Genomic DNA, 23,883 nt, shown 5'->3' with positions numbered 1-23,883 from the left:
CGCTAGTTTACCGATAATTAAGCCTTGCAACAAACCAGAGATTTTTCCCTCCTACATTGTTTGTTATAGTGAGCGCCATTCGGTGCTTTTCAGCCCTCGTTGACGATTTTAAAGGATTACTTCATGTCTCTTTCAGAACAACTATTTACCCAAGCTCAACAAACTATTCCTGGCGGCGTAAACTCACCCGTAAGAGCATTTAATGGCGTTGGCGGCACCCCATTATTTATTGAACGAGCTGACGGAGCCCGTATTTTTGATGTCGATGGCAATAGCTATATTGACTATGTGGGCTCATGGGGACCGATGATCCTTGGTCATAACCATCCTAAAATTCACCAAGCCGTGGTTGATGCCGCAGCCAAAGGCCTAAGCTTTGGCGCGCCCACTGCCAGTGAAATTGAGATGGCGAACTTAGTATGTGAACTGGTGCCTTCGATGGATCAAGTGCGCATGGTCAATTCGGGAACCGAAGCAACCATGAGTGCCATTCGTCTCGCTCGCGGTTATACTGGACGCGACAAGATCCTCAAATTTGAAGGTTGCTACCACGGCCACGCCGACTCACTTTTAGTCAAAGCTGGCTCAGGTGCCCTTACATTAGGCCAACCCAGCTCTCCAGGGATCCCTGCCGATTTTGCCCAACATACACTCACCGCCACCTACAACGACTTAGCCTCGGTTGAAGCCTTATTTGTCGCTTACCCAGAGCAAATTGCCTGTATCATCGTCGAACCCGTTGCTGGCAACATGAACTGCATTCCACCTGTCGACGGCTTCTTACAAGGGCTACGCGCCATTTGTGATAAATATCAAAGTGTCTTCATTATTGACGAAGTAATGACTGGCTTTCGGGTCGCCTTAGGCGGTGCACAAGCACACTACGGCGTCACGCCTGATCTCAGCTGCTTAGGAAAAGTCATTGGCGGCGGCATGCCTGTGGGCGCCTTCGGTGGTAAAAAAGAAATCATGGAATACTTAGCACCTGTTGGTCCGGTCTACCAAGCAGGCACCCTCTCTGGAAACCCCATCGCGATGGCAGCAGGTTTAGCTTCTTTAAGTGCACTACGTGATCCAGTTGTCCACCAACATCTTCATGCGATAACCGAACGTTTAGCCAAGGGCCTAAAAGACGCAGCCGAGCGGCAAAACATTCCACTGAGCATCAACCAAGTTGGCGCGATGCTCGGTTTCTTCTTTACCGAAGAACCAAAAGTAACCAACTTTGCTCAGGCCTGTGCCTGTGACACCGAACGTTTCAAGCAGTTTTTCCATCTAATGCTAGCCGAAGGGATCTATTTAGCACCTTCAGCATTTGAAGCCTCATTTACCTCTTATGCGCATACTGAAGCGGATATCGATGCCACCATTGCAGCGGCCGAGCGCTGTTTCGCTCAACTCAATTAAGCAAGCCATCATCAGTCATATTGCTCACACTCAAGCAATATGGCTGATGAAACATTAAAAGCAGGAAAGATATGAAATCCGCTCTATTAATCATTGACGTACAAAGCGTTTTGTTTGATCCCGAACCCAGACCATTTGAAATAAATGAAGTCATTGAAAGAATAAATGTTCTCAGCCGATGGACGCGCTCGAAGCATCAGCCAGTGATTTATATTCAGCACGAACAAGCAAACTCAGCGATCGAATTTGCCAGTGATGGCTGGCAACTACAAGCGGGCCTAAAGACCCAAACCAACGACTATTTTATTCGAAAAACCACGCCCGATAGCTTCCTCAATACTGACCTTGGGGACTTGCTTAAAAGCCTACAAGTTGAACACCTCATCGTCTGCGGTTATGCCTCCGAGTTTTGTGTGGATACCACCATTCGCCGCGCGGCAAGTTTGGGATATTCTGTCGAACTGGTTGCCGATGCCCATACCACCCATGACAAACCTCATGCGAGCGCTGAGACCATTCGCCTACATCACAATTGCACCTTGCCTAACATCACAAGCTTCGGAGTAAAAATTGCGGCGGTCAATACTGCTGCACTGATCGCACAAGCAGCAGAATAGAACTTGATGTTAATCGGAAGGATCTCGCCTGGAAGGCCGAGTCCATAAAAAAATCATCACCGAGCATAAACAAGCAGCGGCCACCATACGACCTATCCAAGGCACCTGAAACCACAACATCAAAGCAGCGGAAATAAGCACCATGATGGTCGCACTGCACTTCGCTCGCAAGCTAACCACGCCATATTGGTGCCAATCCTCAATCAAGGGACCAAAGACCCGGTGCTGTTGCAGCCAACGCTCAAAACGGGGCGAGCTTTTAGAAAACAAAACCGCAGCCAACAGCATGAAAGGCGTGGTCGGTAATAAAGGAAGGAAAATGCCGAGGGTACCCAATAGAACTGATATCCAGCCAATGATCAGGTACAACAGTTTTAACATGCCAGTAGTACTCACCTTATCCATCTGTTCGGCTTATCTTATCTCTTTCAGCCTGCAATGTAATAACAGATTGTTATGAGATATAAGCTTTAATTCATGGACGTCTGGATGTCTATTTGCTAACTTAGCTTTGCCGCCGATTTACTCGCCAACTTGCGGGCGGACTAAAAATTCAGCTAAAGCGCCAGCATGGCGCGAACATTCAATAGGAGTTCGTTATGTTTGAAGCTATCCGTGAACAGGAATTATTAAACTTATTTCAGGCTAGCCCTGCTGCAAGTCGCCAAGCGCCAGTATCACAGTCTAAGCCCGCCTTCGCCAGCCATCGACTGCCCGAAGCGCTCTTGGAGCAATCGGCATTTAACGACCGTTATCGTCCCGGTTATCGCACCAGTTATACCTAAGCTTTAATCGCTCATCACCCAGCCTTGCAGATGCAGTAAACAAACTCTTGCAAGGCTCTGCGCAACACTAGTTTTACGATTGAATATTTTTCAATCCACCAACGATCAGCGCAAGATGAAGCGCAACCACCAGCGACGGTGAACCAATAAGCAAGCGGAATCGTCTCTTGCAACGCAACAATAGCGTAGCAAAATCAACACTCGTTTAAGCGAATGTCATTAACCGTTCAAAATCACCATGAACTCAAAGTAAATACTTCACTCTCGCTACACATGAGGTAAAGGAGTGATGTTGCAATTAGTTAACTTTGGGCTTAGTCGGCGTCTGCGCTTGTTCGTCAGCTGATTTACTTGGACAAAAACTGGCACCTGAAGCACCTCTAAAACTAGAAAAAGCCATGTTATTTACCTCTACAACTTAACAAAATATTTGGTATTCGGCGCTCTGCCTAAACCCACAAATAAATTGTTGCAATAACAAGGCCAAGGCGTGGCAAAAACCAAATTTCACAAAAATATCTAATTCAATCAACAACAAAGTCAATACACAGCAGAATATACTCTTTTTTTGCGATTTTCCTAGCATGATATAAATAAAAATTGCAAAGGTATCTACACAGCTCAATAAACTGCGCTAACTAGGCGCAAAACATGCGCCAAAATGGAACATATCTCTACTTAGAGCGGCCATAACGTTGTTGGAGGGCATGATACAAATCTTGCTGGAAAGTTGCCGCCGTTGCATCCAGTTGAGTCATCAATTCAACCAGATGCTCGTTATCTTCGCGCCCATCCCATACTTTACGGTAAGTGCCTTGTTTATAACCGTTATCTTGTCGGAAAAAATTAAGTACATTTTTACTCACATACTGTTGATACAAGGATTGCCAATCCATTTTACAATCAAGGAGCAAGGCAGAAAACAGCCCGATACTGGTGCGTTTAGCTGCCGCTAAGCCGATCAACAGCTCTAACTTTTCGAGTAAATCAAGCTCAGTGAAGACGTAACTTTGGCCATCAAACTCAAGGCTTGTTTCAGCGATATTCGCAAAAATGGAATCCTCAGCCAAAGAATGCTTTCCCGCAAACTGCAGTAGTCGCTCTGACAACACAAAATGCCATATATCTACCAGCTCCATTTGCAGTTGTTCTAAATCACAGTGCTGTTTCTTCCACCATTTCCAACCATGGTGCTCAATGGCTTCTGCCCCTTCAATCACAACTGCGCGTAAAAATGGTGAGCGCGCCTGCAACCAATCTGGATTAACTTTAGTATTCATATCGTCTTGAAGCTGCAACATCACTTGCGCTTGAATTGCTTGTAGCATGATCGGTCCTTTAGATTAGTTAAAGAGGCTTTGCAGCCACGTTTTTGCCTTCCTCGCCGTCTGCTGGATACAGCCTTTCGCCAACTCGGCTTGACTGCTTGGTGCGGGTAACAAGACTGATTCGCCGCAACCCGCAATTGTAGGTCGCCCATCGCGGCTTGCAAAATGCACCCAACTCAATTGATCGGGTTGCATGGCTCGTAACGATTGCGGATAAGAGGTTTTTAAATAGGCAGCATAAACTGGCAGTGCCGCCGATGACCCAGTAACAGCAGCCGGTTTATTATCATCGCGCCCAACCCACACAGTCACAATTTCTCGTTGGTCGATCCCCACATACCAGCTATCACGTAAATCATTGGTGGTACCAGTTTTACCCGCCAAATCTACCTTAGGGATCCGCCATTTTAGTGAACGAGCAGTCCCACTGCGAGTCACTTGACTCATTGCATATAAAATCTGATAGTTGGCCATTTCCGACCAACGGCGCTGTGGCTCACTATCCGCTTTATATAAAACATGACCTTGGCCGTCATTCACTTGATGTACCGCGTACAACGGACGATACTCACCATCACCGCCTAGCGTTTGATAAAGTTGCGCCAACTGGTAAGGTGACAAACTGAGGCTTCCCAGCAGTAAGGCCGGGTAAGGTTTTGCTTTGGTCTCTAAACCCGCTTGTTGCAAAGTTTGTAATACCGAATTCACACCAAGCTCTAAACCTAAACGCACTGTCGGCACATTCAGCGACTCGGCTAAAGCACGAACTAACATCACCGGCTCACTAAACTGCTTATCGTAGTTATTTGGTTGCCAAGTTGAGCCATCATCTAGGCGTACCGATAAGGGGCTATTTTCCAATAATTCTCCCAATTGATGGCCTTGCTCTAAAGCGGTTAAATAAACGAAGGGTTTGACCAATGAGCCAATTTGCCGACGCGCATCTAAAGCCCGATTAAAACCATGGTCATTAGGCTCCCGACTGCCAATTAGCGCTCGAATTGCTCCGGTTTGTCGCTCACTAATCACCATCGCAGTTTGTAATTGTTTTTTGTGGCTCTTATCGAGTTGATTAAGTACTGCTTGCGCGGCACTCTGAGCATGCCGTTGCGATAAAGGATCGAGCGTAGTAAACACCTTCACCCCATTATAATTGCGCCAATTACTTGCATGTTGCTGTAGCTCGCGACGAACCAAAGAGACAAAGCCAGGGGTTTTTTGGTAACCCATACTACCGCGTTTACTCAAGCCAAGAGGCTGCTGTACCGCTTGTTTGTAATGCTTAGCAGTTAAAGTTCCTGCTTCGGCAAGAATACGTAGCACCAAGTCACGGCGCTCAGTGGCGCGTTGCGTATGACGCCAAGGATCGTAATAAGAAGGCCCCTTCACGATTGCCACTAATAACGCAACTTGTTCCACCGACAAATCACTCACCGGCTGGCCAAAGTAGAAATAGCTGGCTAAACCAACACCGTGTACCGCATTACTGCCATTTTGCCCCAGATAAACTTCGTTTAAGTAACTCTCAAGGATTTCATCCTTGCTATAACGAAAATCAATCAGCAAGGCCATATACGCTTCCTGTATTTTTCGCCAAAGCGTTCGTTCGCGAGTGAGAAAGAAATTTTTGGCTAGTTGCTGAGTGATGGTGCTGCCGCCTTGTACCGTGCGACCCGCTCGCAGGTTAACCAACATGGCTCGCGCGATGGCCATCATGGAAACCCCATCATGCTGATAAAAGTGCCGATCTTCGGTGAGGATCAGTGCTTGTTTCAGATTATCGGGGATCTCAGCCAGCGGCACAAATAAGCGATCTTCTTGCTCGGTCACATTTAAACGTTCTAGCAGCACTGGATCGAGACGTGTTTGTGCGATCTCTTCTCCGCTATCACGATGTTGAATTTTGGCCAAACGAGATGGACCAAAGGTAAGTAACATCGGTAACTCTGGCTCGACACCATCGGCAAAATCAAACTGCCGACGCACCACTTCTATTTTAGTTTTAGACACGGCGTACTCACCGCCATGTTTGGCCCGCTTCACCTTACGGTAATTCAGCAAGGCCAGCTCATCTTGCAACTCTTTACGACTTAAACGTAAACCGGGATAAAGCTGTAACTCTCGACCATATACAGCTGCTGGTAACTGCCATTTGTCACCGCTAAACCGTTGCTGAATTTTACCATCTAACAATACCCCCCAAGCAGCAATCAATAGGGTCGACACTAAAGCAAGTTTCCAGCTCAAAGAAAACAAACGTTTTTTTAAAGAAATCTTTTGACTACGAGATGGTTTCGCCTTGCTGCGTGCCCTTGATTTAGGCTTTGTTCGACTATTGGCCGCTTTTTTCTTAGCAGCCGGCTTCTTCGCACTCGCTTTTTTTGGGGTAGAAAGGGACACTTTTGGACTCATACTGCCTTACTGCTTTAATTGACGTTTGGTTTTATGGGTGGCTTGTGCCAGAACCGGATCATCGGGCCATGGGTGCTTAGGATAACGCCCTTTCATTTCTTTTTTTACTTCTATATAAGCTGATTGCCAAAAACTGGCTAAATCTTGGGTTCGCTGTAATGCTTTCCCGCCAGGGGATAATAGCTCCAGTGTCAAAGCGATTTTATTCCCCAGCCGTGGCGACTGCGGTTGGCCGAACATCTCTTGCAGTTTAATCGACACCATCGGCGCTTGCCCCAACTGATATCGAATGGTCGCTCGATTTCCCGAAGGCGCTAAATAGTGGATCGGCGCATATTGTTCCAGCTGCTGTTGCTGCTGCCAAGTGAGTCGCGATTTAAGTAACGCTAACCAATCAAGGTTTTTAAGTTGCTGCCAACTACGGCACGCTTGTAGATCCAGCAATAGCCACTGTTCAACCTCGGCGAGCAAGGCCTGCTCACTGTAATCGGGCCAAGCCAATTCACTAAACCACTGCTGAGCACAACATACCCGCTGTAACCATGCTTGGGCTCGTTCACCAATCGGTAACCAGGCAAAACCCTTACTATGTATTTGTTGCAACCAGGCTTGGCTAATTTGCCTAGGCTCAAAGCGAGTTGAAGGCTGTCGATGTAATACCAGTGCCCCCAGTTGTTTACGTTGCTCCGCAACAATTCGTTTCGCCGAATCAGACCAACTGCAATACAACTGAGTACTAAAACGCTCGGCTTGTCGGCTTTCAAGCTCAGCTAAATCAAGTGGACAAGCTAGCGCCAGCCGCGCTTGAGTACGTCCTTCTGGCCAATATAAATCAACCACCACCAACGCTTGCTGTTTCAGCAAGGGGTGTTGCTCATCCAATTCTAAACCAAACCCCGCGCTACAAGTATACGCCGTTCCTTGCCGCTTTAAGGCGATCCGATCAGGAAAAGCTTGGGCCAATAGTAAACCATCCCATTTGGCATCGATGGGGTCGGCAACCGTAACCTTAAAACGCTGAGCGAGCTGGCCAAGCTGCTGTTTATATTGTTGCTTCGCGGCGCCTTGTAAGTTAAGGATGGCTTGATTCGGTTCATCGGCTTTAATGGGTAAGTTCAATTCTAACAAGGCAACCAATTGGCAAGCTCGCCATACCAAGCCGGCTTGCGAAAACTGTTGCTGCCAGCGCTGAGCTTGTTCAATAAGAGCAAACATACGCGGTCCAATTCCCGCTCGGCCAAGTCGCTCGGCCGTTGGGCTTAGCCGCCCTTGTGAAGTCATCAGTCCCAACTCAATCAACAGCTGCTCAGCCTGAGCTAAGTGGGCCGCAGGCGGCGCATCCAGCCAAGTTAACTCTGCCGCATTAGCCCCCCATTGCAGCAATTCGATCTGCAAACGACTCAATTCACTGCGACAAATTTCTGGGCTATTGGCAAAGGGACGATGATTTAACTGTTCTTCACTATATAAGCGATAACAGTGGCCCGCTTGTAAGCGTCCAGCCCTCCCCGCACGTTGGATAGCCGAAGCCTTGCAGATCATCTTGGTTTGCAGGCGGCTGGTTCCACTGCTTGCATGATAACTCGCCTGCCGCTCGAATCCACAGTCAATCACGCAGCTAATCCCATCGATGGTTAAACTCGTTTCAGCAATATTGGTCGCGAGTACCAATTTGCGCTTCCCTTGCGCGGGTGGCTGGATTGCCGCTTGCTGCTCAGCCAAGGACAACTGGCCATATAGGCAGTGCAGCTCTAGCTCAGCGGGCAGCTCAGCGGGCAGCTCAGCAGACAAATATTGAGCCACCTGACGAATTTCGCCGCTACCAGGCAAAAATACCAACAGATTCCCCACCTGCTCTGATACCGCCAGCATACAGCGTTGCGCCACACGTTCGCTCCATTGCCAATCGCGTGCTATCGGATGATAACTGTAAGTAATAGGAAAGCTACGCCCTTCACTCTCAAGTAATAAGGCATCGGGAAGGATTTGCTGTAAATGCTCACTTTCTAAAGTGGCCGACATTAACATCAACTTTAATTCGGGATTAAAAGCTTGCTGCACCTCCAAACTGAGCGCTAAACCTAAATCGGCGTGGAGACTACGCTCATGAAATTCATCGAAGATAAGCAACCCGACTCCGCTCAATTCAGGATCGCTTTGGATCAAACGAGTTAATACCCCTTCGGTCACCACCAATAACTGGGTATTCGCTGACTGGCGGTTATCGCCGCGCATTTGATAACCAACCCGCTGACCAAGCGCTTCACCTAATTGGCTCGCCAAGTATTGGGCGATGTTGCGAGCCGCTAAACGACGGGGTTCCAGCATAATAATTTTCCCCTTGAAAGCGGCTTGTTGCAGCAACATCAAGGGCAGAGCTGTCGACTTGCCCGCTCCTGGCGGAGCACACACAATAAAGTTTTGCCGTAAACTGAACTGCTCTAACAAGGCAGGGAAAATCTGTGCTACCGGTAACGCACTCAAAGCAGCTCCTAAACTTAAATCATTATAAAACCTGCTTAGTTTAACCAATTCGCGCGATCGACCCAAGTAACGAACAACGAAGATACCACTACGCAAGCCAGCCGTGAAAATGCTAGCATCAAATCATCTCGAATCATTTACCGACAGTCAGCCCCATGCAATTTAAGCCACCTTTACAAGCCGCGATCCTACTCAAACGATATAAGCGCTTTCTAGCCGATGTAAGACTCGCCGACGGCAGCGAAACCACGATTTATTGTGCCAACACGGGGGCAATGACTGGCTGTGCCGAGCCAGGTAGCACCGTATGGTATAGCCAATCGAGTAACCTCAAACGCAAATACGCCCTCACTTGGGAACTCTGCCAAACAGCCAATAACGACATCATCTGCGTGAATACCGCTCAAGCCAACCACTTAGTCGAAGAAGCAATAAACAATCAGCAGATTGACGAACTGAAGGCTTACCCCAATATCCAACGCGAAGTGAAATATGGAAGCGAGAACAGTCGCGTCGATTTTTTACTGAGCGCTCCTGAAAAGCCACTATGCTATCTCGAAGTCAAGTCTTGCACTTTATTACAACAAGGAAAAGGCTACTTTCCCGATGCGGTTAGCCATCGGGGGCAAAAACATTTGCGAGAGTTAATGGCGATGAAACAACAGGGACATCGTGCGGTACTATTGTTTGCGGTACTCCACAGCGGTATTAACAATGTACAGGCTGCCGCTCACATCGATCCTCAATATGCAGCTTTGCTCGAACAAGCAAAACAACAAGGCGTGGAAATTCTAGCCTACAAGGCTAGTCTCAGCCCTCAGGCCTGTCTTTTACAACACCCATTAGCAAGCTATTAAATCACCCGCATATTGCAATATACGTGTATACTTATATTCACATATTGGTAACACGAAGCTAAGTAAACTCAAGCCAGACCATTCCTTACGGACCAACTTGATCCTTAGCGGCACCACTGCTGAATTGATCAACAGTGAGTCATTCTCCCTGACAAATATAGGAGCGGTTAATAAATCGACAAACAGTCCAAAATGTTTCACTGAGCTTAGGTGGCAATAGCAAATTCGTTTCATTTTATTTGCGGTAACTAATCCTTTCTGATATAGATACCCGCCTAAATTTACATCCTCGACTATTAAACGAATAAAGTCGTACGGAATTTGGGAGAGAAGTATGCCTGAAGGCAAAAAGAAAACACTAGGTGTGCTCTCTATCGCAGGGGTTGAACCTTATCAAGCTCAGCCTGGCGAAGAGTACATGAACGATGCTCAGATTGACCACTTCCGAATCATACTTGAAGCGTGGCGTAATCAACTTCGTGAAGAAGTCGATCGCACGGTTACCCACATGAAAGACGAAGCGGCTAATTTCCCTGATCCAGTTGACCGAGCGGCTCAAGAGGAAGAGTTCAGCCTTGAACTTCGCACTCGCGATCGCGAACGCAAACTGATCAAGAAAATCGAGAAGACCTTGCTCAAGATTGATGAAGACTTCGGTTTTTGTGATGCCTGTGGTGTCGAAATCGGGATCCGTCGTTTAGAAGCAAGACCCACAGCCGATCTGTGTATCGATTGTAAAACCCTAGCTGAGATCAAAGAGAAGCAGCTGGTAGGCTAGTTTATTCAAGTTTAGGCAGAGATGAGCTCAGTTTCGTTCTGCCTAAACTTATTAGCCATCACTTAACTATGGACACTAAGCCCTACGTAGGCCGCTTTGCACCCTCCCCTTCAGGCCCCTTGCATTTAGGCTCGCTGGTTGCCGCCCTTGGCAGTTATTTACAGGCCCGAAGCCACAATGGCCAATGGCTAGTCCGTATCGAAGATATTGATCCGCCCCGAGAGCAGCCCGGTGCCAGCAGCCTGATCTTAAGACAACTAGAACAGTTTTCGCTCTACTGGGACCAAACTGTATGCTACCAAAGCCAACGCTTAGACAGCTATCAACAATTCATAGACCAATGCTTACAAGACCACAAAGCTTATTTTTGCCAGTGCTCTCGCAAACAAATTAAAGCCGATGGCGGTTACTATTTAGGCCACTGTCGCCATAAACAACTCAAGCAAGGTGATTTAGCAACTCGCTTGATGACTGACCAGCCCATTTATCAATTTCAAGACGGTCTGTATGGCAAGGTCTCGATTACGCAAGCCTTAGCCGAAGAAGACTTCATCATTCAGCGACGTGATGGTTTGTACGCCTATAATCTTGCGGTAAGTTTGGATGACTACCAACAAGGTATTACCGAGGTGGTACGCGGTGCTGATCTGATCTTCACCACCGGACGCCAACTGAGCATTTTTAAATTACTAAAACAGCCAGCGCCACGTTATCTCCACCTTCCCCTGGTTTATGACGCACAAGGCCATAAGCTGAGTAAACAGAATCACGCGCCTTCAATTTCGGGCAAACAAGCGCAACAACTGTTGCTGCATGCGCTAGGCTTTCTAGGACAAACGGTTGAAACCGGGTGGATTGAACTCAGTTGTGAACAAATATTGACCGAGGCAGTCATCAATTGGCAGTTAGAAACAATCCCTAAAACAGCGCTCCGCTAAAGTCGCTTAGGATTTCGAAGTCAACTTGGCTTCAAGTGGATACAAGAACAGCCATTAACGCTCACCAAACCCTGCACGGTAGACCTTCCCTTTAGTCTAAGAATTAAAAGCTCAGTCGTTAAGGCATTGAATAATACCAACCCGCATCAATCAACCGACTCTAAGCTTTGTCATCGGCGCTTACAGATAGCTCCTATCACTTATTTAGTCCCAACAGCGAGCTTATTTGCTTTGCCTCACGCCAAGCCATCGTACTGTTTTGTATAAAGAAGCAGCAAAGAGTGACCAGCTGGATAGACAAAGCTCGACATGCTAGAACCGTGAATTGGTTGTATTTTTGTGTAAAAAAGCTATATTAGCGCCTTATTTTCACCATGTAGATAATGCGCGCTCAAGGGGGCACCCATTTTACGCAAACTCGCCAAAGTATATAAACGGATCATGCAAACCAATAGTGTCGAGCCGGCCAAACTGGTGCAACAAGTGATCCCGCGTGCCGAACACAATATTTCCCGTCAGGATATTAGTGAAAATGCACTCAAGGTATTATACCGTTTACATAAGTCTGGTTATAAAGCCTATTTAGTAGGTGGCGGCGTAAGGGATTTACTGCTCGGCAAACAACCTAAAGACTTCGACATTGCAACCAATGCGACACCAGAACAGATCAAAGCCTTATTCCGTAATTGCCGCTTAGTGGGTCGCCGTTTCCGTTTAGCACACATTTTATTTGGGCGCGATATTATCGAGGTTGCCACCTTCCGAGGCCATCACGATAGCGATGCTGCAAACAACGAATCGAAACGCAGTGAAGAAGGCATGCTGCTAAGAGATAACGTTTACGGTAGCGTTGAAGAAGATGCCGAGCGCAGAGATTTCACGGTGAACGCCTTATATTACAATATCGCCGATTTTTCAGTGGTCGACTTTGCTGGCGGAATTACCGATATTGCCGAACGACGCTTACAACTGATCGGCGAGCCGGAAACGCGTTATCGAGAAGATCCGGTGCGGATGCTCCGCGCGGTACGTTTTGCCGTTAAGCTCGATTTTAGTATTGCGCCAGAGAGCTTAGCCCCAATTGCTCAACATGGGCATCTACTAAAAGAGATCCCTTCCGCCCGCTTGTTTGAAGAATGCCTCAAGTTATTTTTAAGCGGTGAAGGAAGAGATACCTTTAAGATGTTGGCCGAAACCCAACTTCTTTACCCATTATTCCCCTTACTCAAACCCTTATTACAACAATGGGATGAAGAATCACCAGAACTACGCTTCATGCTTATGGCGCTAGCCAGCACCGATAAACGGGTAAATGGCGAGCAAAAAGTCACGCCAGCCTTCGTTTTCGCTGCTTTACTGTGGCCTTTATTGGAAATTAAGAAAGACGAATTATTGATCGAACTATCACTTGGCGAGCATGATGCCTCTGCCATGGCGATGAACTGGTTACTAGAGCAACAATGCAAGAGCGTCGCAATACCTAAACGTTTTACCACTGGTATTCGCGAAATTTGGCAGCTACAAGCAAGACTTGATCGTCGCTTCGGCAAACGCGCCTTCCAAACCTTTAGTCATCCTCGCTTTAGAGCCGCCTTTGACTTCTTAGAATTACGCGCCAAGGCCACTCAAGAACCCAAATTATTGGAGCTTAGTCAATGGTGGCAACAATGGCAGCGCAGTAATGAGCAAGGTCGTAATACCATGGTGCGAGAACTCAATAAAACGTCTGCCCGCACCAAGAGCCGTCGTCGGCCCCGTAAGCCGAAAAAAACTGACGATTAACCATGGCTCGTTGTTATCTTGCCCTAGGCAGTAATCTAGTCGATCCACTTCATCAGGCAATAGCAGCTAGACGCGCACTGGCTGCTCATCCACAACTGAAATTAGTGGCGAGTTCATCCTTGTATCGCAGTCGCCCGATGGGACCACAGGACCAGCCCGATTATTTAAACGCAGTATTCAGTTTAGACACTTCCTTACAACCGCTTCAGCTACTCGATCTCACTCAATCCATCGAGCAACAACAAGGTCGAGTTCGCAAAAATCAACGTTGGGGACCACGCACCTTAGATCTCGATTTATTGCTCTACGCCAATCAAATCATCGATAGTCCCCGACTAACCGTACCGCACTATGGCATGAAGCAGCGAGAGTTTGTATTATTACCACTTGCTGAAATAGCCGTAGATTTATGCTTACCTGACGGGAGTCAGCTACTAAAATTAGCAGAATCTATCGATACTAACGGCTTACAAGTTTATAAACGTCCACTCGAATGGGCGTAAACAAAAAATTCACTAACAAATTTATGCCTATCTTGGTGTAAACGGTAACCTATTATGAGCAGAATAACGGTTTCTCAATTACAACAATTTAAACAGAATAACCAGAAATTCTCCTGTATCACCGCCTATGATGCGAGCTTTGCCGCGTTATTTGACCAACTTGGCATGCATCTGCTACTCGTAGGTGATTCACTAGGGATGGTACTACAAGGCCACCAAGATACCCTTGCAGTAACTGTTGATGAGATTGCCTACCATACCCGATGTGTGGCTCGAGGGAGTGACACCAGCATGATTGTTGCCGACCTTCCTTTCATGTCTTACGCCACACCCGAACAAAGCTACCAAAATGCCGCTAAGTTAATGCAGGCAGGCGCTCAAATGGTAAAGTTAGAAGGCGGAGAATGGCTGAGCCAAACCATCACTGGCCTCGTTGAGCGGGGGGTACCGGTTTGTGGTCATCTCGGTCTCACGCCACAATCGGTGCATGTATTTGGTGGTTATAAAGTACAGGGGCGAAGTGAACAACAAGCACAGCAAATGCTCGACCACGCCAAGCGCTTGGAAGCCGCTGGTATACAATTATTAGTATTAGAGTGTGTTCCATTGGCCTTAGCCCAGCAAATTACCGCCGCATTAACTATCCCTGTCATCGGTATCGGTGCTGGTAATGTAACTGATGGGCAAATTTTGGTGATGCACGATGCTTTTGGCGTTAGCAAGGGGCATATTCCCAAATTTTCGAAAAACTTTTTAGCCGAAACGGGGGATATCGCCAGTGCTGTTAGTCGTTACATCAAGCAAGTGGCTTCCGGAGAATTTCCCGGCACAGAGCAGAGCTTCAACTAAATGATTAAAGTCATTCAGCAACCCGACGAGTTACGCTCGCAATTAGATCATGTTCGCCACCAACAATTACGAATTGGTTTTGTCCCCACGATGGGCAACCTACATGCGGGTCACATCGCACTGGTCAAACGGGCGCAGACCGAATGTGATTATGTGGTGGTGTCTATTTTCGTGAATCCGCTACAGTTTAACAACCCCAATGATTTGGCAAACTATCCGCGCACCCTTGAGCAAGACTTAACAGCCTTAACGGCAGCTGGTGCAAACTTAGCATTTGTGCCAAGCCCTGAGACCTTGTATCCAAACGGCTTAGCCGAAGAAACCAAAGTTCAAGTCCCTGGTTTATCCACCATCTTAGAAGGGGCCTTGCGGCCTGGACATTTTGATGGTGTTTCGACCATCGTTTGTAAATTATTTAACTTAGTACAGCCTTCAGTGGCAATTTTTGGCGAGAAAGATTTTCAGCAATTAGCCTTGATCCGTAAGATGACACAAGACCTCCTGTTGCCAATCCAGATTATAGGGCTGGCTACGATACGAGAAACCGATGGACTCGCGATGAGTTCGCGTAATTCTCGACTCAGCCCAGAGCAACGCCAAGTGGCACCACAACTGGCCAAACAGATGTACACATTAGCCGAGCAATTAAGCTACGGCAACCAGCAATCGCTATCCATTCAAGCCAAACAACAGCTTGAACAACATGGTTTTATTTGTGACGGGATCGATATCGTTGACGCAGATACACTCGCGCCCTTAACGCCTCACTCACAACGTGCTGTTATTCTACTAGCGGCCTTTCTCGGGGAAGTTAGACTCATCGATAATTGCGTGATTGCGTTGAAACAAATCGTCAATTAATAGAGAGAAGTCCATGCAAACAACCATGCTTAAAGGCAAGTTACATCAGGCTCGTGTAACTCATGCAGAACTGAACTATGAAGGCTCCTGCGCCATCGATCAGGACATTTTGGATTTAGCCGGCATACTGGAATACGAGAAAATAGATATCTATAACATCGAGAATGGTGAACGTTTTTCAACATACGCCATTGCAGGCGAACGCGGCTCTAAAATCATTTCAGTGAATGGTGCCGCTGCCCGACGAGCCGCCGTCGGCGATCGCGTCATTATTTGTGCCTACGTAGGCCTTGATGCCAAACAAGTGCAGCAACATAAACCTTCATTGGTATACCTCAATCAGCACAATGATGTGGTTCGTACCAGTAAGGCGATTCCAGTGCAACTTAGCTAAGCTCAGGATTGTGCATTCCTTAAAAAAACGCACTAAATTAGTGCGTTTTTTATGAGTGGCCTCTCCGCAACACCGCGCTCAACAAGCAAATTAACACCCAAGACACGACAACCACACAGTTCACTAACATTTTGCAAAAAACTAGCGATATATATGGTGAGAAAGCCTTCATTCTAGATTATGGTTTGCTTTTTGCTAAGATCCTTCTAGTTCGGTTTCTGGCACAGGAGCGCAGCGGTGCTGAGTGTATGGTTTGTGATATTGAGTTTATTCGTCGTAGCAGTCATTCCTATTCCTGCAATTATCCGTGCTCGTCGCGGTGTAGCACAGCAACAACGGGCCAAATACCAACGGCTGATCCTGTCGCTAGATCGGAATCTACGACGCCATTGGCGCCTGCAAGCACAACAACTGGCTCAATCACGACTTCCCAGTGTGGCACTCGCAAGCACCAAACAACAAATAGACGAAACCTTGGTGTTATTAAATACCAAGATAAATAACCAGTATTATGAAGAATTTAATGATCTTATGCTGCATTGGCACAAACTTAATCAGCGCCAGCAATTACCGCAACTACGCTATCACCACCAGCAAATGCTACGACTTTGCCAAGACTCTCTCAATCACGCTTTAAAATAAAATCATCAAAAAGGAATGGTCTTTGCTTTATCCGATAAACAACAGCATCAGTGTTCATCCCAGCGAGGACTATACATGCGTAGAGCAAGGGCTATTTTCTACTTATTTTTATTTAGTCATCTACTAGTCATCAGTTTGAGTCTATTGATATTACTGCAATATCATTCGCAACTCAGCCTTAGTATGGTATCCGTTAACATCGTATTCGCCATCGCCAACCTGTACTTACTTAAACTGCTGACCGCCCATGTACAACACCCCGTAGAGGAACACAGTAAAGGTTTTGCGGCATACTTCTTTCACAATACCCGTTATCAACAATTAGATCTGATGAGACAACAGCAACGCCAAGTTGCCCAACACCAAGACGCCCTAGCGGAAATTAGCCACTGCTCCAAAGAGCTCTCTCAACAAGCGCAGTCGGTCGCTCGCGGGGCGCTACAACAGGCCGCCGCGAGTGAGGCCTCGGCAAGCGCAGTGATTGAAATGAGTCAAAGTATCAAAGATGTCGCTGAACAGGTAAAAAACGTGGCAAGCGCGAGTACTGAAGCAAAACACTACTCAGAGCTCGGCCAAAAGGCGGCTCTAAGCGCTCAAAAAGTCACTGAAAAAATGGTCCACAAGGGCACCACTAGCCTCAATAAGGTCACTCAACTTCATCAACAATCACATACTGTCAGTCATATTTCTAAAACCATCGAAGAGATAGCCGAGCAAACTAATTTACTTGCCTTAAATGCATCGATTGAAGCTGCGCGGGCTGGCGAACATGGGCGAGGATTTACCATTGTCGCCGATGAGGTTCGAAAATTAGCGAAGCGCAGTTACCAATCGGCGAATGAAATTAGCAGTAGTATGAAAGATGTGAAAACCAATATCGATGAATTACTAGAATCTATCACTGAACTAGCCGAACAGGCGCAGCAGATCCAGCACACCGTTGATGATTCACGCCAGCAGTTACTTGCCATTTTCGATAAGAATCAACAATTACAAACACAAATAGCCATCATCGCCAGCAATAGTGAGCAACAATATACAGCCACTATAGAACTGTCCAAAAACATTAATCAAGTGGCTGATTCCGCGCGGCAAAATACCTCTAGCGCAGAACAAAGCGCCGATATTGCACAACACCTTAGCGTGTTAAGTCAGCAAGGAGCGTAACATGAATACCAGCGCGATTATCGCCATCAGTGTCTTAAGCATCATTGCTCTGGGGCTCAGCCTCTCCTGGCTGCTAGGCAAACAACACAGCCAACAGCAATATGCTGGGCTAAATACTTTAAAACAACTCAAAAATCTGCTCGTTGCTTTACAAAAGCACCGTGGATTGAGCTCTGCGATCTTAAAAGGGAATACTCAAGCAGAAGCTGAGCTTGCCACACAACAACAGCAAATTCGCCGCTATCAAAGCACCCTCTGCGAAGATCAGTTCATCGCCGAGCAAGCTCGTTGGGACAGCTTTAGTCAACACTGGCAAAGCCTGCAACACAGTTGGCAGAATAACAATTTAGAAAATAATATCGCTCAACATAGCTTAATGATTAAAAACCTACTGTTTTTAGCCCAAGATTTAGCTGGTTTTTACAGCTTGGCCAACCTCAGTAAGCAGCATAAAAATATCGATTTTCTCTGGTTTGAACTATTGGAAACCGCTGAATCTATCGGCCAAGCAAGGGCTCTTGGCTCAGGCTTGGCCGCTGCCAATCAAAGCAGCAGCGTCGAGCGGATCCGCTTAGCATTTTTACACAACAAGATTGCCCAAATAGATGCACATTCTCTCAATCACTTTGCCGATAGTTTCATTCCACAGGATCCCAGTTATCAACCTTTACTAGAAAAACTGCTTCAGACCATTCAGCTAGAACTCATTAACAAACCTCGACCAACCATCAATGTTGCCGATTATTTTCAGCAGGCTAGCGCCGTATTAGATGGGCTATACCAGCTATTTGATGCAGGAATAGCCCATTTGGAAGCAAACCAGACGACGAAACATTAAGCCGATAACTGGCTGCGTAACTGCCATAAGCCTTGCCCACTATTTTGATATTTGCGCTCGAAAGCGGTCATCGGTGTTTCGGTTTGATAAGGGAGAATTTGACTACTGTAACCCGCTAATTGTAAGGCCATTTGAAATTCATCTAAATAGGTCTGCCAATTACTACGCAGCTCTAACTGCCCGCCAAGTTTTAGGAGGTAGGGGAACACCGCGCTCCCATGCCAGCGCCGCTGCAGATGCCGCGACTTTGGCCAAGGATTGGGATATAACAAATAGTGATGGCTTGGCTGCCAGCCAGCTTCACAAGCCAAACGCCAAAAATCGTTTAAATCGACTTGTAGCAAAATATAATTTTGCCCGGCTTGGTCAAAATGCGCTTGGTGCTTGGTTAAGCGGTGAGCCGACTTATCTAAGCCAACAACCAAGGCCTCTGGATGAAGTTGAGCAAGCGCAGCCGTACTCAGTCCGGTACCGCAACAAGAATCCAATATCAGCGGGCGGTCTGCAGCAGCAAGCTGCTTTTCTAAATTCAAGAACGCTTCTAAGGTGTGCTGTTGATAAGGCTTTTGGAAGGGCTGCTGTAAGTGGCGTCGCACCACTTTTTGCAAATTCTCGTGAATACCTTGTTGATTAGAGCTAACACTGCGAGAATTCCCCTGCATTATGACCTCAAACCATAACCACGTTTAATTAAAATAAATGCCCATGTATACAAGATAGCAATCGACGCTAATATCATCGCATACGATAGCACTAGCGAAACATCACTAATACCCAGAAAACCGAAACGGAAAGCATTCACCATATAAACAATAGGGTTCACTTGTGATAAGCCCTGCCAAAAGCTTGGCAACAAACTAATTGAATAAAAGACGCCACCTAAGTAAGTCAGTGGCGTCAAAATAAAGGTAGGAATAATACTGATATCATCGAAGCTATTGGCATAGATGGCATTAATCAACCCCCCTAAAGAAAACAAAATGGAAGTGAGTAGTACTGTGAAAATAATGGCCGCTACACTATGCAGGTGCAAAGGTACAAAAAACAGCGAGACCATGGTCACAAGGAAGCCGACACATAAACCTCGCACCACGCCACCGCCCACAAAACCTAAAATAATAATATAATTTGGTACTGGCGCGACCAATAACTCCTCAATATTACGTTGAAACTTACAGCTAAAAAATGACGACGCCACATTGGAATAGGAATTGGTAATCACCGACATCATGATCAAACCTGGCACGATGAACTGCATATAACTATAGCCGCCCATTTCACCGATTCTCGAACCAATCAAGTTACCAAAAATAACAAAATATAAACTCATGGTGATCGCTGGAGGTACTAGAGTTTGCACCCAAATTCGACCAAAACGAATGACCTCTTTGGTTAAAATACTACTCAGCGCAGTCCAATATAAGCTTAAATTCATGCTTGTCTCCCATCAGCGACTAAGTTGACAAACAATTCTTCCAAACGATTCGCCTTATTGCGCATACTTTTCACCACAATGCCTGCTTCATCAAGCAAACGGAACACTGCATTCAGGCCCTGTTGTTTTTCAACATCCACTTCTAACGTATGAGCATCGGTTACTCGAGTGGCGAAACCATTTAATGCCACCGTTTCGACCCCATCTTCAATATCAAAAATAAAAGTTTCGATGTTTAAATTAGACAACAACTGCTTCATCGAAGTGTTTTCAACCAACTGCCCCTTATCGATGATACCAATGTTACGGCAGAGCATTTCCGCCTCTTCCAAATAGTGAGTCGTAAGAATGATCGTAATACCTTGAGCATTGAGTCGCTGAAGAAAAGCCCACATCGAACGTCTTAACTCTATATCAACCCCAGCGGTCGGCTCATCTAAAATAAGGAGTTTAGGCTCATGCATCAATGCCCGTGCGATCATCAAGCGTCGCTTCATCCCGCCAGAGAGTTCGCGAGCACGTGCATCGCGTTTTTCCCACAAATCCAGTTGAGAAAGATAAGTTTGCGCACGCTTCATCGCCAGTGCTCGGGGAACCCCATAATAACCAGCTTGATTGACCACAATCTGTAGTACTGTTTCAAACTGATTGAAATTAAATTCTTGTGGTACTAGTCCAACAAAAGATTTAGCAGCTTCTAAGTCGTGATCGATATCGTGACCAAAAATTTTCACGCTACCGGCTGATTTATTCACCAATGAAGTAATGATGCCAATCGTGGTCGACTTCCCCGCTCCGTTAGGTCCCAAAAGTGCAAAAAAATCTCCCTGCTCTACCGATAAATCAAACCCTTTTACCGCCTGAACACCACCGGGGTACGTTTTTTGTAAACCTTGAATTGCTAATGCCTGCATAATCACTACTTAAATGAAGATAAAAGATGGGCCCCTAGGCCCGAAGATAGTTGGCTTAATCTAGCGGAATAACTTTGCCTACATAAGGTAAATTGCGATAGTACTGGTCAAAATCAAGTCCATAACCAATAACAAATTCATCGGGAATAGAAAAACCAATCCAATCAACAGGCACTTCAACTTCTCGACGTGAAGGCTTATCCAATAATGTACAAATAGCCACACTGTTTGGTTCACGCAAGGACAGCATCTCTTTAACCTTGTTCAGAGTGTTGCCCGTATCAATAATGTCTTCGACAATGATCACATCACAGCCTTTAATGTCATCATCTAAATCTTTCAATACTCGAACATCACGAGTACTAACCATGCTACTACCATAACTCGATACAGTCATAAAATCGAAGGTTAGCTTGCGATCAATCTTACGAGCCAGATCAGAAAGAAAAATACATGAGCCGCGTAACAACCCAATAAGTACTAATTTTCGGTCAGTGGGGTAAGCGGCATTTATCTGCTCTCCAATAGCCGTTACTCGTTGTGCAATATCTTGCTCACTGATCATTTCTTCTACGCGATGTTTCATAACTCTGACCTATTAATAAACTGATTTCCATCAGTAAAAACTTGGATAAACCGGACCTAAAAAATACATAAACACACGATATTTCAATGAATTAACAAAAAAATCATTAGTTACTTATGTCAGTAACTATTAATTAGCTTGTAAATACACTATGATTTAGCTGAAGGTATTCGCATGTTCGTGTATGTTTCAGCACTGAACGCCATATTTTAGATGATTTTTGTCTGAAATGGTAAGCAACAAATGCCTCATAAAAAATAATAATTGAAACAACAAACGCGAGAACTAAAATATGCAAACTAGCACCTTAAGACGCCGTACTCGGCTGTCGCCTGAAGTACGTCGTAAACAGCTCATGCAATGCGCTGTTGAAATTTTCGCCCGCCGTGGTATCGGTCGTGCAGGTCATGCGGAAATCGCAGAACTTGCAAATGTATCGGTCGCAACGGTTTTTAATTACTTTAATACCCGCGAAGACTTAGTTGATGCCGTTTTATCGGAAGTAGAGCAAACCATGTTAGGCGTAGTTGAACAAACTTATCCTAGCGATGAAAATGCCATTACTGCCGTTCAGCACCATCTATCAGCACTTGTTGAATTGGTTTACACCAACTCGGATGTCATTCACATTTGGTTAGAGTGGAGTTCTTCGGTACGCGAAGATGTTTGGCCACGCTTCAGTAATGTAATGGCTAAAATCAATCAACAAATTGGTGAAAGTATTCAAGCTGGTTTCGACAACAATGAAATTAGCAGTGCCTTGAATGCCTTACAAGCGGCTCAAACGATTAATGCAGGTTTGTACCTAGCGGTACAAATGATTAATCGTCCAGACAGCCCAGAGCGCCAAGAAGTGGTCGACTTTCTTAACGACTTTGTATTGTCGTTATTACGCCCACCGGGTCAGTAACTAAAAACGATCAAGGGCCTCATCAGGCCCTTTTTTATTGGCTTAATAGCGCTTTTAATTTGCCATGGATCCCTTCGAAACCACCATTACTCATGACTAGTATTTGATCGCCACCACACATCACCGACTTCACTTGTTCGACTATCTGCTCAACGGTTTGAAACACTTTTGCTTGTGCTAACTGTGCTGCCGTATCACATATATATTGATTATCCTCGTTCGGTTGATAGAGGTAGACCAAGTCAGCCAGCTGTAAACTCTCGGCTAACTTTTGCTGATGGATCCCCATCTTCATGGTATTAGAGCGCGCTTCTAGGATTGCAATAATCCTTGCCTTGCCCACTTGCGCTCTTAATCCTGCAAGGGTGCTCTGAATCGCACTGGGGTGATGGGCAAAATCGTCGAATAGGCGAATATCATCCAACTTAGCAAGTAACTCTAATCGACGTTTCGGAGGCAGAAAACGCTGCAAGCTTTCAATCGCAAGCGCTGGCAATACCCCGACATGCCTTGCTGCGGCTATCGCCATTAAGGCATTTTCGGCATTGTGCTGCCCAATCAGCGACCAACTTAGGCGTCCTTGTTGTTGTCCATCAAGACTAATGGTTAACTCACTACAATCATCTTTAAGCGCCTGCCACTGCCAATTTTGGCCCTCACCAGTGAGCTCCAGTTCCGACCAACATCCCATGGCAATCACGTCTTGTATCGCTTGATTCATCTTTGGCGCAATGATCCGGCCTGAGCATGGGACAATTCTCAACAAATGATGAAACTGTTTTTGTATTGCGGCTAAATCTTCAAAAATATCTGCATGATCAAATTCAAGGTTATTGAGTAACAATGTTCGAGGTTGGTAATGAACAAACTTAGAACGCTTATCAAAAAAGGCGCTATCATATTCATCCGCTTCAACCACAAAAAAAGGAGTATTTCCCAAACGAGCTGAACCGGAAAAGTTGCGTGGCACCCCTCCAATTAAATAACCAGGCGCCAGACCATTATCCTCGAGGATCCAAGCAAGCATACTGGCAGTCGTTGTTTTACCATGAGTCCCAGCCACCGCCAATACCCATCGATTAGGCAGGATGTGATTGTTTAACCACTCTGGGCCAGAACAATACTTTAAGCCTTTGTCCAGCACATACTCGACACAAGGATTACCGCGACTCATCGCATTACCAATCACCACCAGATCGGGTGCGGGTTCAAGCTGCGAAGGATCATAACCTTGAATCAGCTCAATCCCTAAAGACTCCAATTGAGTGCTCATCGGTGGATAAACGTTCAAATCACTACCAGTGACTCGCATGCCAGACTCTCGGGCTAACATGGCTAAGCCGCCCATAAAAGTTCCACAAATACCTAGAATATGAATGTGCATAAATGTTCGTTG

24 protein-coding genes are annotated in these 23,883 nt (G+C 46.1%); 15 read left to right on the top strand and 9 right to left on the bottom strand.

Annotated elements, in window-relative coordinates; all coding sequences use genetic code 11:
* Positions 1-123: 123 nt before the first annotated feature.
* Both hemL and ACRRS1_RS03360 read left to right on the top strand, forming a co-directional pair.
* Positions 124-1,407 carry a glutamate-1-semialdehyde 2,1-aminomutase gene (gene hemL / locus ACRRS1_RS03365; RefSeq protein WP_432454568.1) on the top strand — a complete coding sequence of 428 codons (1,284 nt, stop codon included), beginning with the start codon at positions 124-126 and terminating at the stop codon, positions 1,405-1,407.
* A gap of 71 nt (positions 1,408-1,478) precedes the next feature.
* Positions 1,479-2,024, top strand: a complete 546-nt coding sequence (locus ACRRS1_RS03360) for a cysteine hydrolase family protein (protein ID WP_432454569.1) — start codon at positions 1,479-1,481, stop codon at positions 2,022-2,024.
* 9 nt (positions 2,025-2,033) lie between these two features.
* On the opposite strand, the gene ACRRS1_RS03355 is transcribed toward ACRRS1_RS03360, so the two are convergent.
* Positions 2,034-2,405 carry a YbaN family protein gene (locus tag ACRRS1_RS03355; protein ID WP_432454570.1) on the bottom strand — a complete coding sequence of 124 codons (372 nt, stop codon included), beginning with the start codon at positions 2,403-2,405 and terminating at the stop codon, positions 2,034-2,036.
* A 218-nt stretch (positions 2,406-2,623) separates the two neighbouring features.
* On the opposite strand from ACRRS1_RS03355, the gene ACRRS1_RS03350 reads away from it, so the two are divergent.
* Positions 2,624-2,809, top strand: coding sequence for a hypothetical protein (locus ACRRS1_RS03350; RefSeq protein WP_432454571.1), 186 nt, complete (start codon positions 2,624-2,626; stop codon positions 2,807-2,809).
* 674 nt (positions 2,810-3,483) lie between these two features.
* Here ACRRS1_RS03350 and ACRRS1_RS03345 read toward each other — a convergent pair.
* From ACRRS1_RS03345 to hrpB, 3 genes are read right to left on the bottom strand one after another with little or no spacing between them, the layout of a single operon-like run.
* On the bottom strand, positions 3,484-4,137 hold the full coding sequence (locus tag ACRRS1_RS03345) for a dUTP diphosphatase (protein WP_432454572.1): 654 nt from the start codon (positions 4,135-4,137) through the stop codon (positions 3,484-3,486).
* Between the two features lie 15 nt (positions 4,138-4,152).
* Complete coding sequence (gene mrcB, locus ACRRS1_RS03340) at positions 4,153-6,549, bottom strand: penicillin-binding protein 1B (RefSeq protein WP_432468405.1); 2,397 nt, start codon at positions 6,547-6,549, stop codon at positions 4,153-4,155.
* A gap of 6 nt (positions 6,550-6,555) precedes the next feature.
* Entirely contained in the window at positions 6,556-9,033 is a 2,478-nt protein-coding gene (hrpB, locus tag ACRRS1_RS03335) for an ATP-dependent helicase HrpB (protein ID WP_432468406.1), read from the bottom strand.
* Positions 9,034-9,188: 155 nt separating this feature from the next.
* On the opposite strand from hrpB, the gene sfsA reads away from it, so the two are divergent.
* The 11 genes from sfsA to ACRRS1_RS03280 all read left to right on the top strand — a co-directional run bounded on the left by sfsA (position 9,189) and on the right by ACRRS1_RS03280 (position 18,642).
* The gene (gene sfsA / locus ACRRS1_RS03330; RefSeq protein WP_432454575.1) at positions 9,189-9,890 is read left to right on the top strand and encodes a DNA/RNA nuclease SfsA; all 702 of its coding nucleotides are present in this window, start codon (positions 9,189-9,191) and stop codon (positions 9,888-9,890) included.
* Positions 9,891-10,224: 334 nt separating this feature from the next.
* On the top strand, positions 10,225-10,668 hold the full coding sequence (gene dksA, locus ACRRS1_RS03325) for an RNA polymerase-binding protein DksA (protein ID WP_432454576.1): 444 nt from the start codon (positions 10,225-10,227) through the stop codon (positions 10,666-10,668).
* Positions 10,669-10,736: 68 nt separating this feature from the next.
* On the top strand, positions 10,737-11,606 hold the full coding sequence (gene gluQRS, locus ACRRS1_RS03320; protein WP_432468408.1) for a tRNA glutamyl-Q(34) synthetase GluQRS: 870 nt from the start codon (positions 10,737-10,739) through the stop codon (positions 11,604-11,606).
* Positions 11,607-12,047: 441 nt separating this feature from the next.
* A complete protein-coding gene (gene pcnB, locus ACRRS1_RS03315) occupies positions 12,048-13,388 on the top strand; it encodes a polynucleotide adenylyltransferase PcnB (protein WP_432468409.1) in 1,341 nt (446 codons plus the stop codon).
* A gap of 2 nt (positions 13,389-13,390) precedes the next feature.
* Positions 13,391-13,891 carry a 2-amino-4-hydroxy-6-hydroxymethyldihydropteridine diphosphokinase gene (gene folK / locus ACRRS1_RS03310; RefSeq protein ID WP_432454579.1) on the top strand — a complete coding sequence of 167 codons (501 nt, stop codon included), beginning with the start codon at positions 13,391-13,393 and terminating at the stop codon, positions 13,889-13,891.
* A gap of 54 nt (positions 13,892-13,945) precedes the next feature.
* Positions 13,946-14,740, top strand: coding sequence for a 3-methyl-2-oxobutanoate hydroxymethyltransferase (gene panB, locus ACRRS1_RS03305; RefSeq protein WP_432454580.1), 795 nt, complete (start codon positions 13,946-13,948; stop codon positions 14,738-14,740).
* Positions 14,741-15,601: a pantoate--beta-alanine ligase gene (gene panC / locus ACRRS1_RS03300; protein ID WP_432454581.1), complete on the top strand. Its 861-nt coding sequence runs from the start codon at positions 14,741-14,743 to the stop codon at positions 15,599-15,601.
* 13 nt (positions 15,602-15,614) lie between these two features.
* Positions 15,615-15,995, top strand: coding sequence for an aspartate 1-decarboxylase (gene panD / locus ACRRS1_RS03295; RefSeq protein ID WP_432454582.1), 381 nt, complete (start codon positions 15,615-15,617; stop codon positions 15,993-15,995).
* Between the two features lie 237 nt (positions 15,996-16,232).
* Positions 16,233-16,637 (top strand): hypothetical protein, encoded by a 405-nt coding sequence (locus tag ACRRS1_RS03290; protein WP_432468410.1) that lies wholly within the window; start codon positions 16,233-16,235, stop codon positions 16,635-16,637.
* Positions 16,638-16,712: 75 nt separating this feature from the next.
* The gene (locus ACRRS1_RS03285) at positions 16,713-17,804 is read left to right on the top strand and encodes a methyl-accepting chemotaxis protein (protein WP_432454584.1); all 1,092 of its coding nucleotides are present in this window, start codon (positions 16,713-16,715) and stop codon (positions 17,802-17,804) included.
* A 1-nt stretch (position 17,805) separates the two neighbouring features.
* The gene (locus ACRRS1_RS03280) at positions 17,806-18,642 is read left to right on the top strand and encodes a nitrate- and nitrite sensing domain-containing protein (RefSeq protein WP_432454585.1); all 837 of its coding nucleotides are present in this window, start codon (positions 17,806-17,808) and stop codon (positions 18,640-18,642) included.
* Here ACRRS1_RS03280 and trmB read toward each other — a convergent pair.
* Genes trmB through hpt form a run of 4 tightly spaced genes read right to left on the bottom strand, consistent with a single transcriptional unit; the run spans position 18,639 to position 21,577 of the window.
* Positions 18,639-19,307 carry a tRNA (guanine(46)-N(7))-methyltransferase TrmB gene (gene trmB, locus ACRRS1_RS03275; RefSeq protein WP_432468955.1) on the bottom strand — a complete coding sequence of 223 codons (669 nt, stop codon included), beginning with the start codon at positions 19,305-19,307 and terminating at the stop codon, positions 18,639-18,641. The genes ACRRS1_RS03280 and trmB overlap by 4 nt on opposite strands.
* Positions 19,304-20,077, bottom strand: coding sequence for an ABC transporter permease (locus ACRRS1_RS03270; RefSeq protein ID WP_432468411.1), 774 nt, complete (start codon positions 20,075-20,077; stop codon positions 19,304-19,306). Before ACRRS1_RS03270 ends, trmB begins: the two co-directional genes overlap by 4 nt.
* On the bottom strand, positions 20,074-20,991 hold the full coding sequence (locus ACRRS1_RS03265) for an ABC transporter ATP-binding protein (RefSeq protein WP_432468412.1): 918 nt from the start codon (positions 20,989-20,991) through the stop codon (positions 20,074-20,076). Before ACRRS1_RS03265 ends, ACRRS1_RS03270 begins: the two co-directional genes overlap by 4 nt.
* 55 nt (positions 20,992-21,046) lie before the next feature.
* Entirely contained in the window at positions 21,047-21,577 is a 531-nt protein-coding gene (gene hpt / locus ACRRS1_RS03260; RefSeq protein ID WP_432454588.1) for a hypoxanthine phosphoribosyltransferase, read from the bottom strand.
* Positions 21,578-21,869: 292 nt separating this feature from the next.
* Here hpt and ACRRS1_RS03255 point away from each other — a divergent pair, with 292 nt between their 5' ends.
* Positions 21,870-22,487 carry a TetR/AcrR family transcriptional regulator gene (locus ACRRS1_RS03255; RefSeq protein ID WP_432454589.1) on the top strand — a complete coding sequence of 206 codons (618 nt, stop codon included), beginning with the start codon at positions 21,870-21,872 and terminating at the stop codon, positions 22,485-22,487.
* Positions 22,488-22,521: 34 nt separating this feature from the next.
* Here ACRRS1_RS03255 and mpl read toward each other — a convergent pair whose 3' ends face one another.
* Positions 22,522-23,871: a UDP-N-acetylmuramate:L-alanyl-gamma-D-glutamyl-meso-diaminopimelate ligase gene (gene mpl, locus ACRRS1_RS03250; RefSeq protein WP_432468413.1), complete on the bottom strand. Its 1,350-nt coding sequence runs from the start codon at positions 23,869-23,871 to the stop codon at positions 22,522-22,524.
* Positions 23,872-23,883 lie beyond the last annotated feature (12 nt).

Origin of the sequence: Agarivorans sp. Z349TD_8, assembly GCF_050870825.2 — a bacterium.
Lineage (GTDB): Bacteria > Pseudomonadota > Gammaproteobacteria > Enterobacterales > Celerinatantimonadaceae > Agarivorans.
Note: the sequence above shows the minus strand (reverse complement) of the source record. Positions and strands in the feature narration are given on the sequence as shown.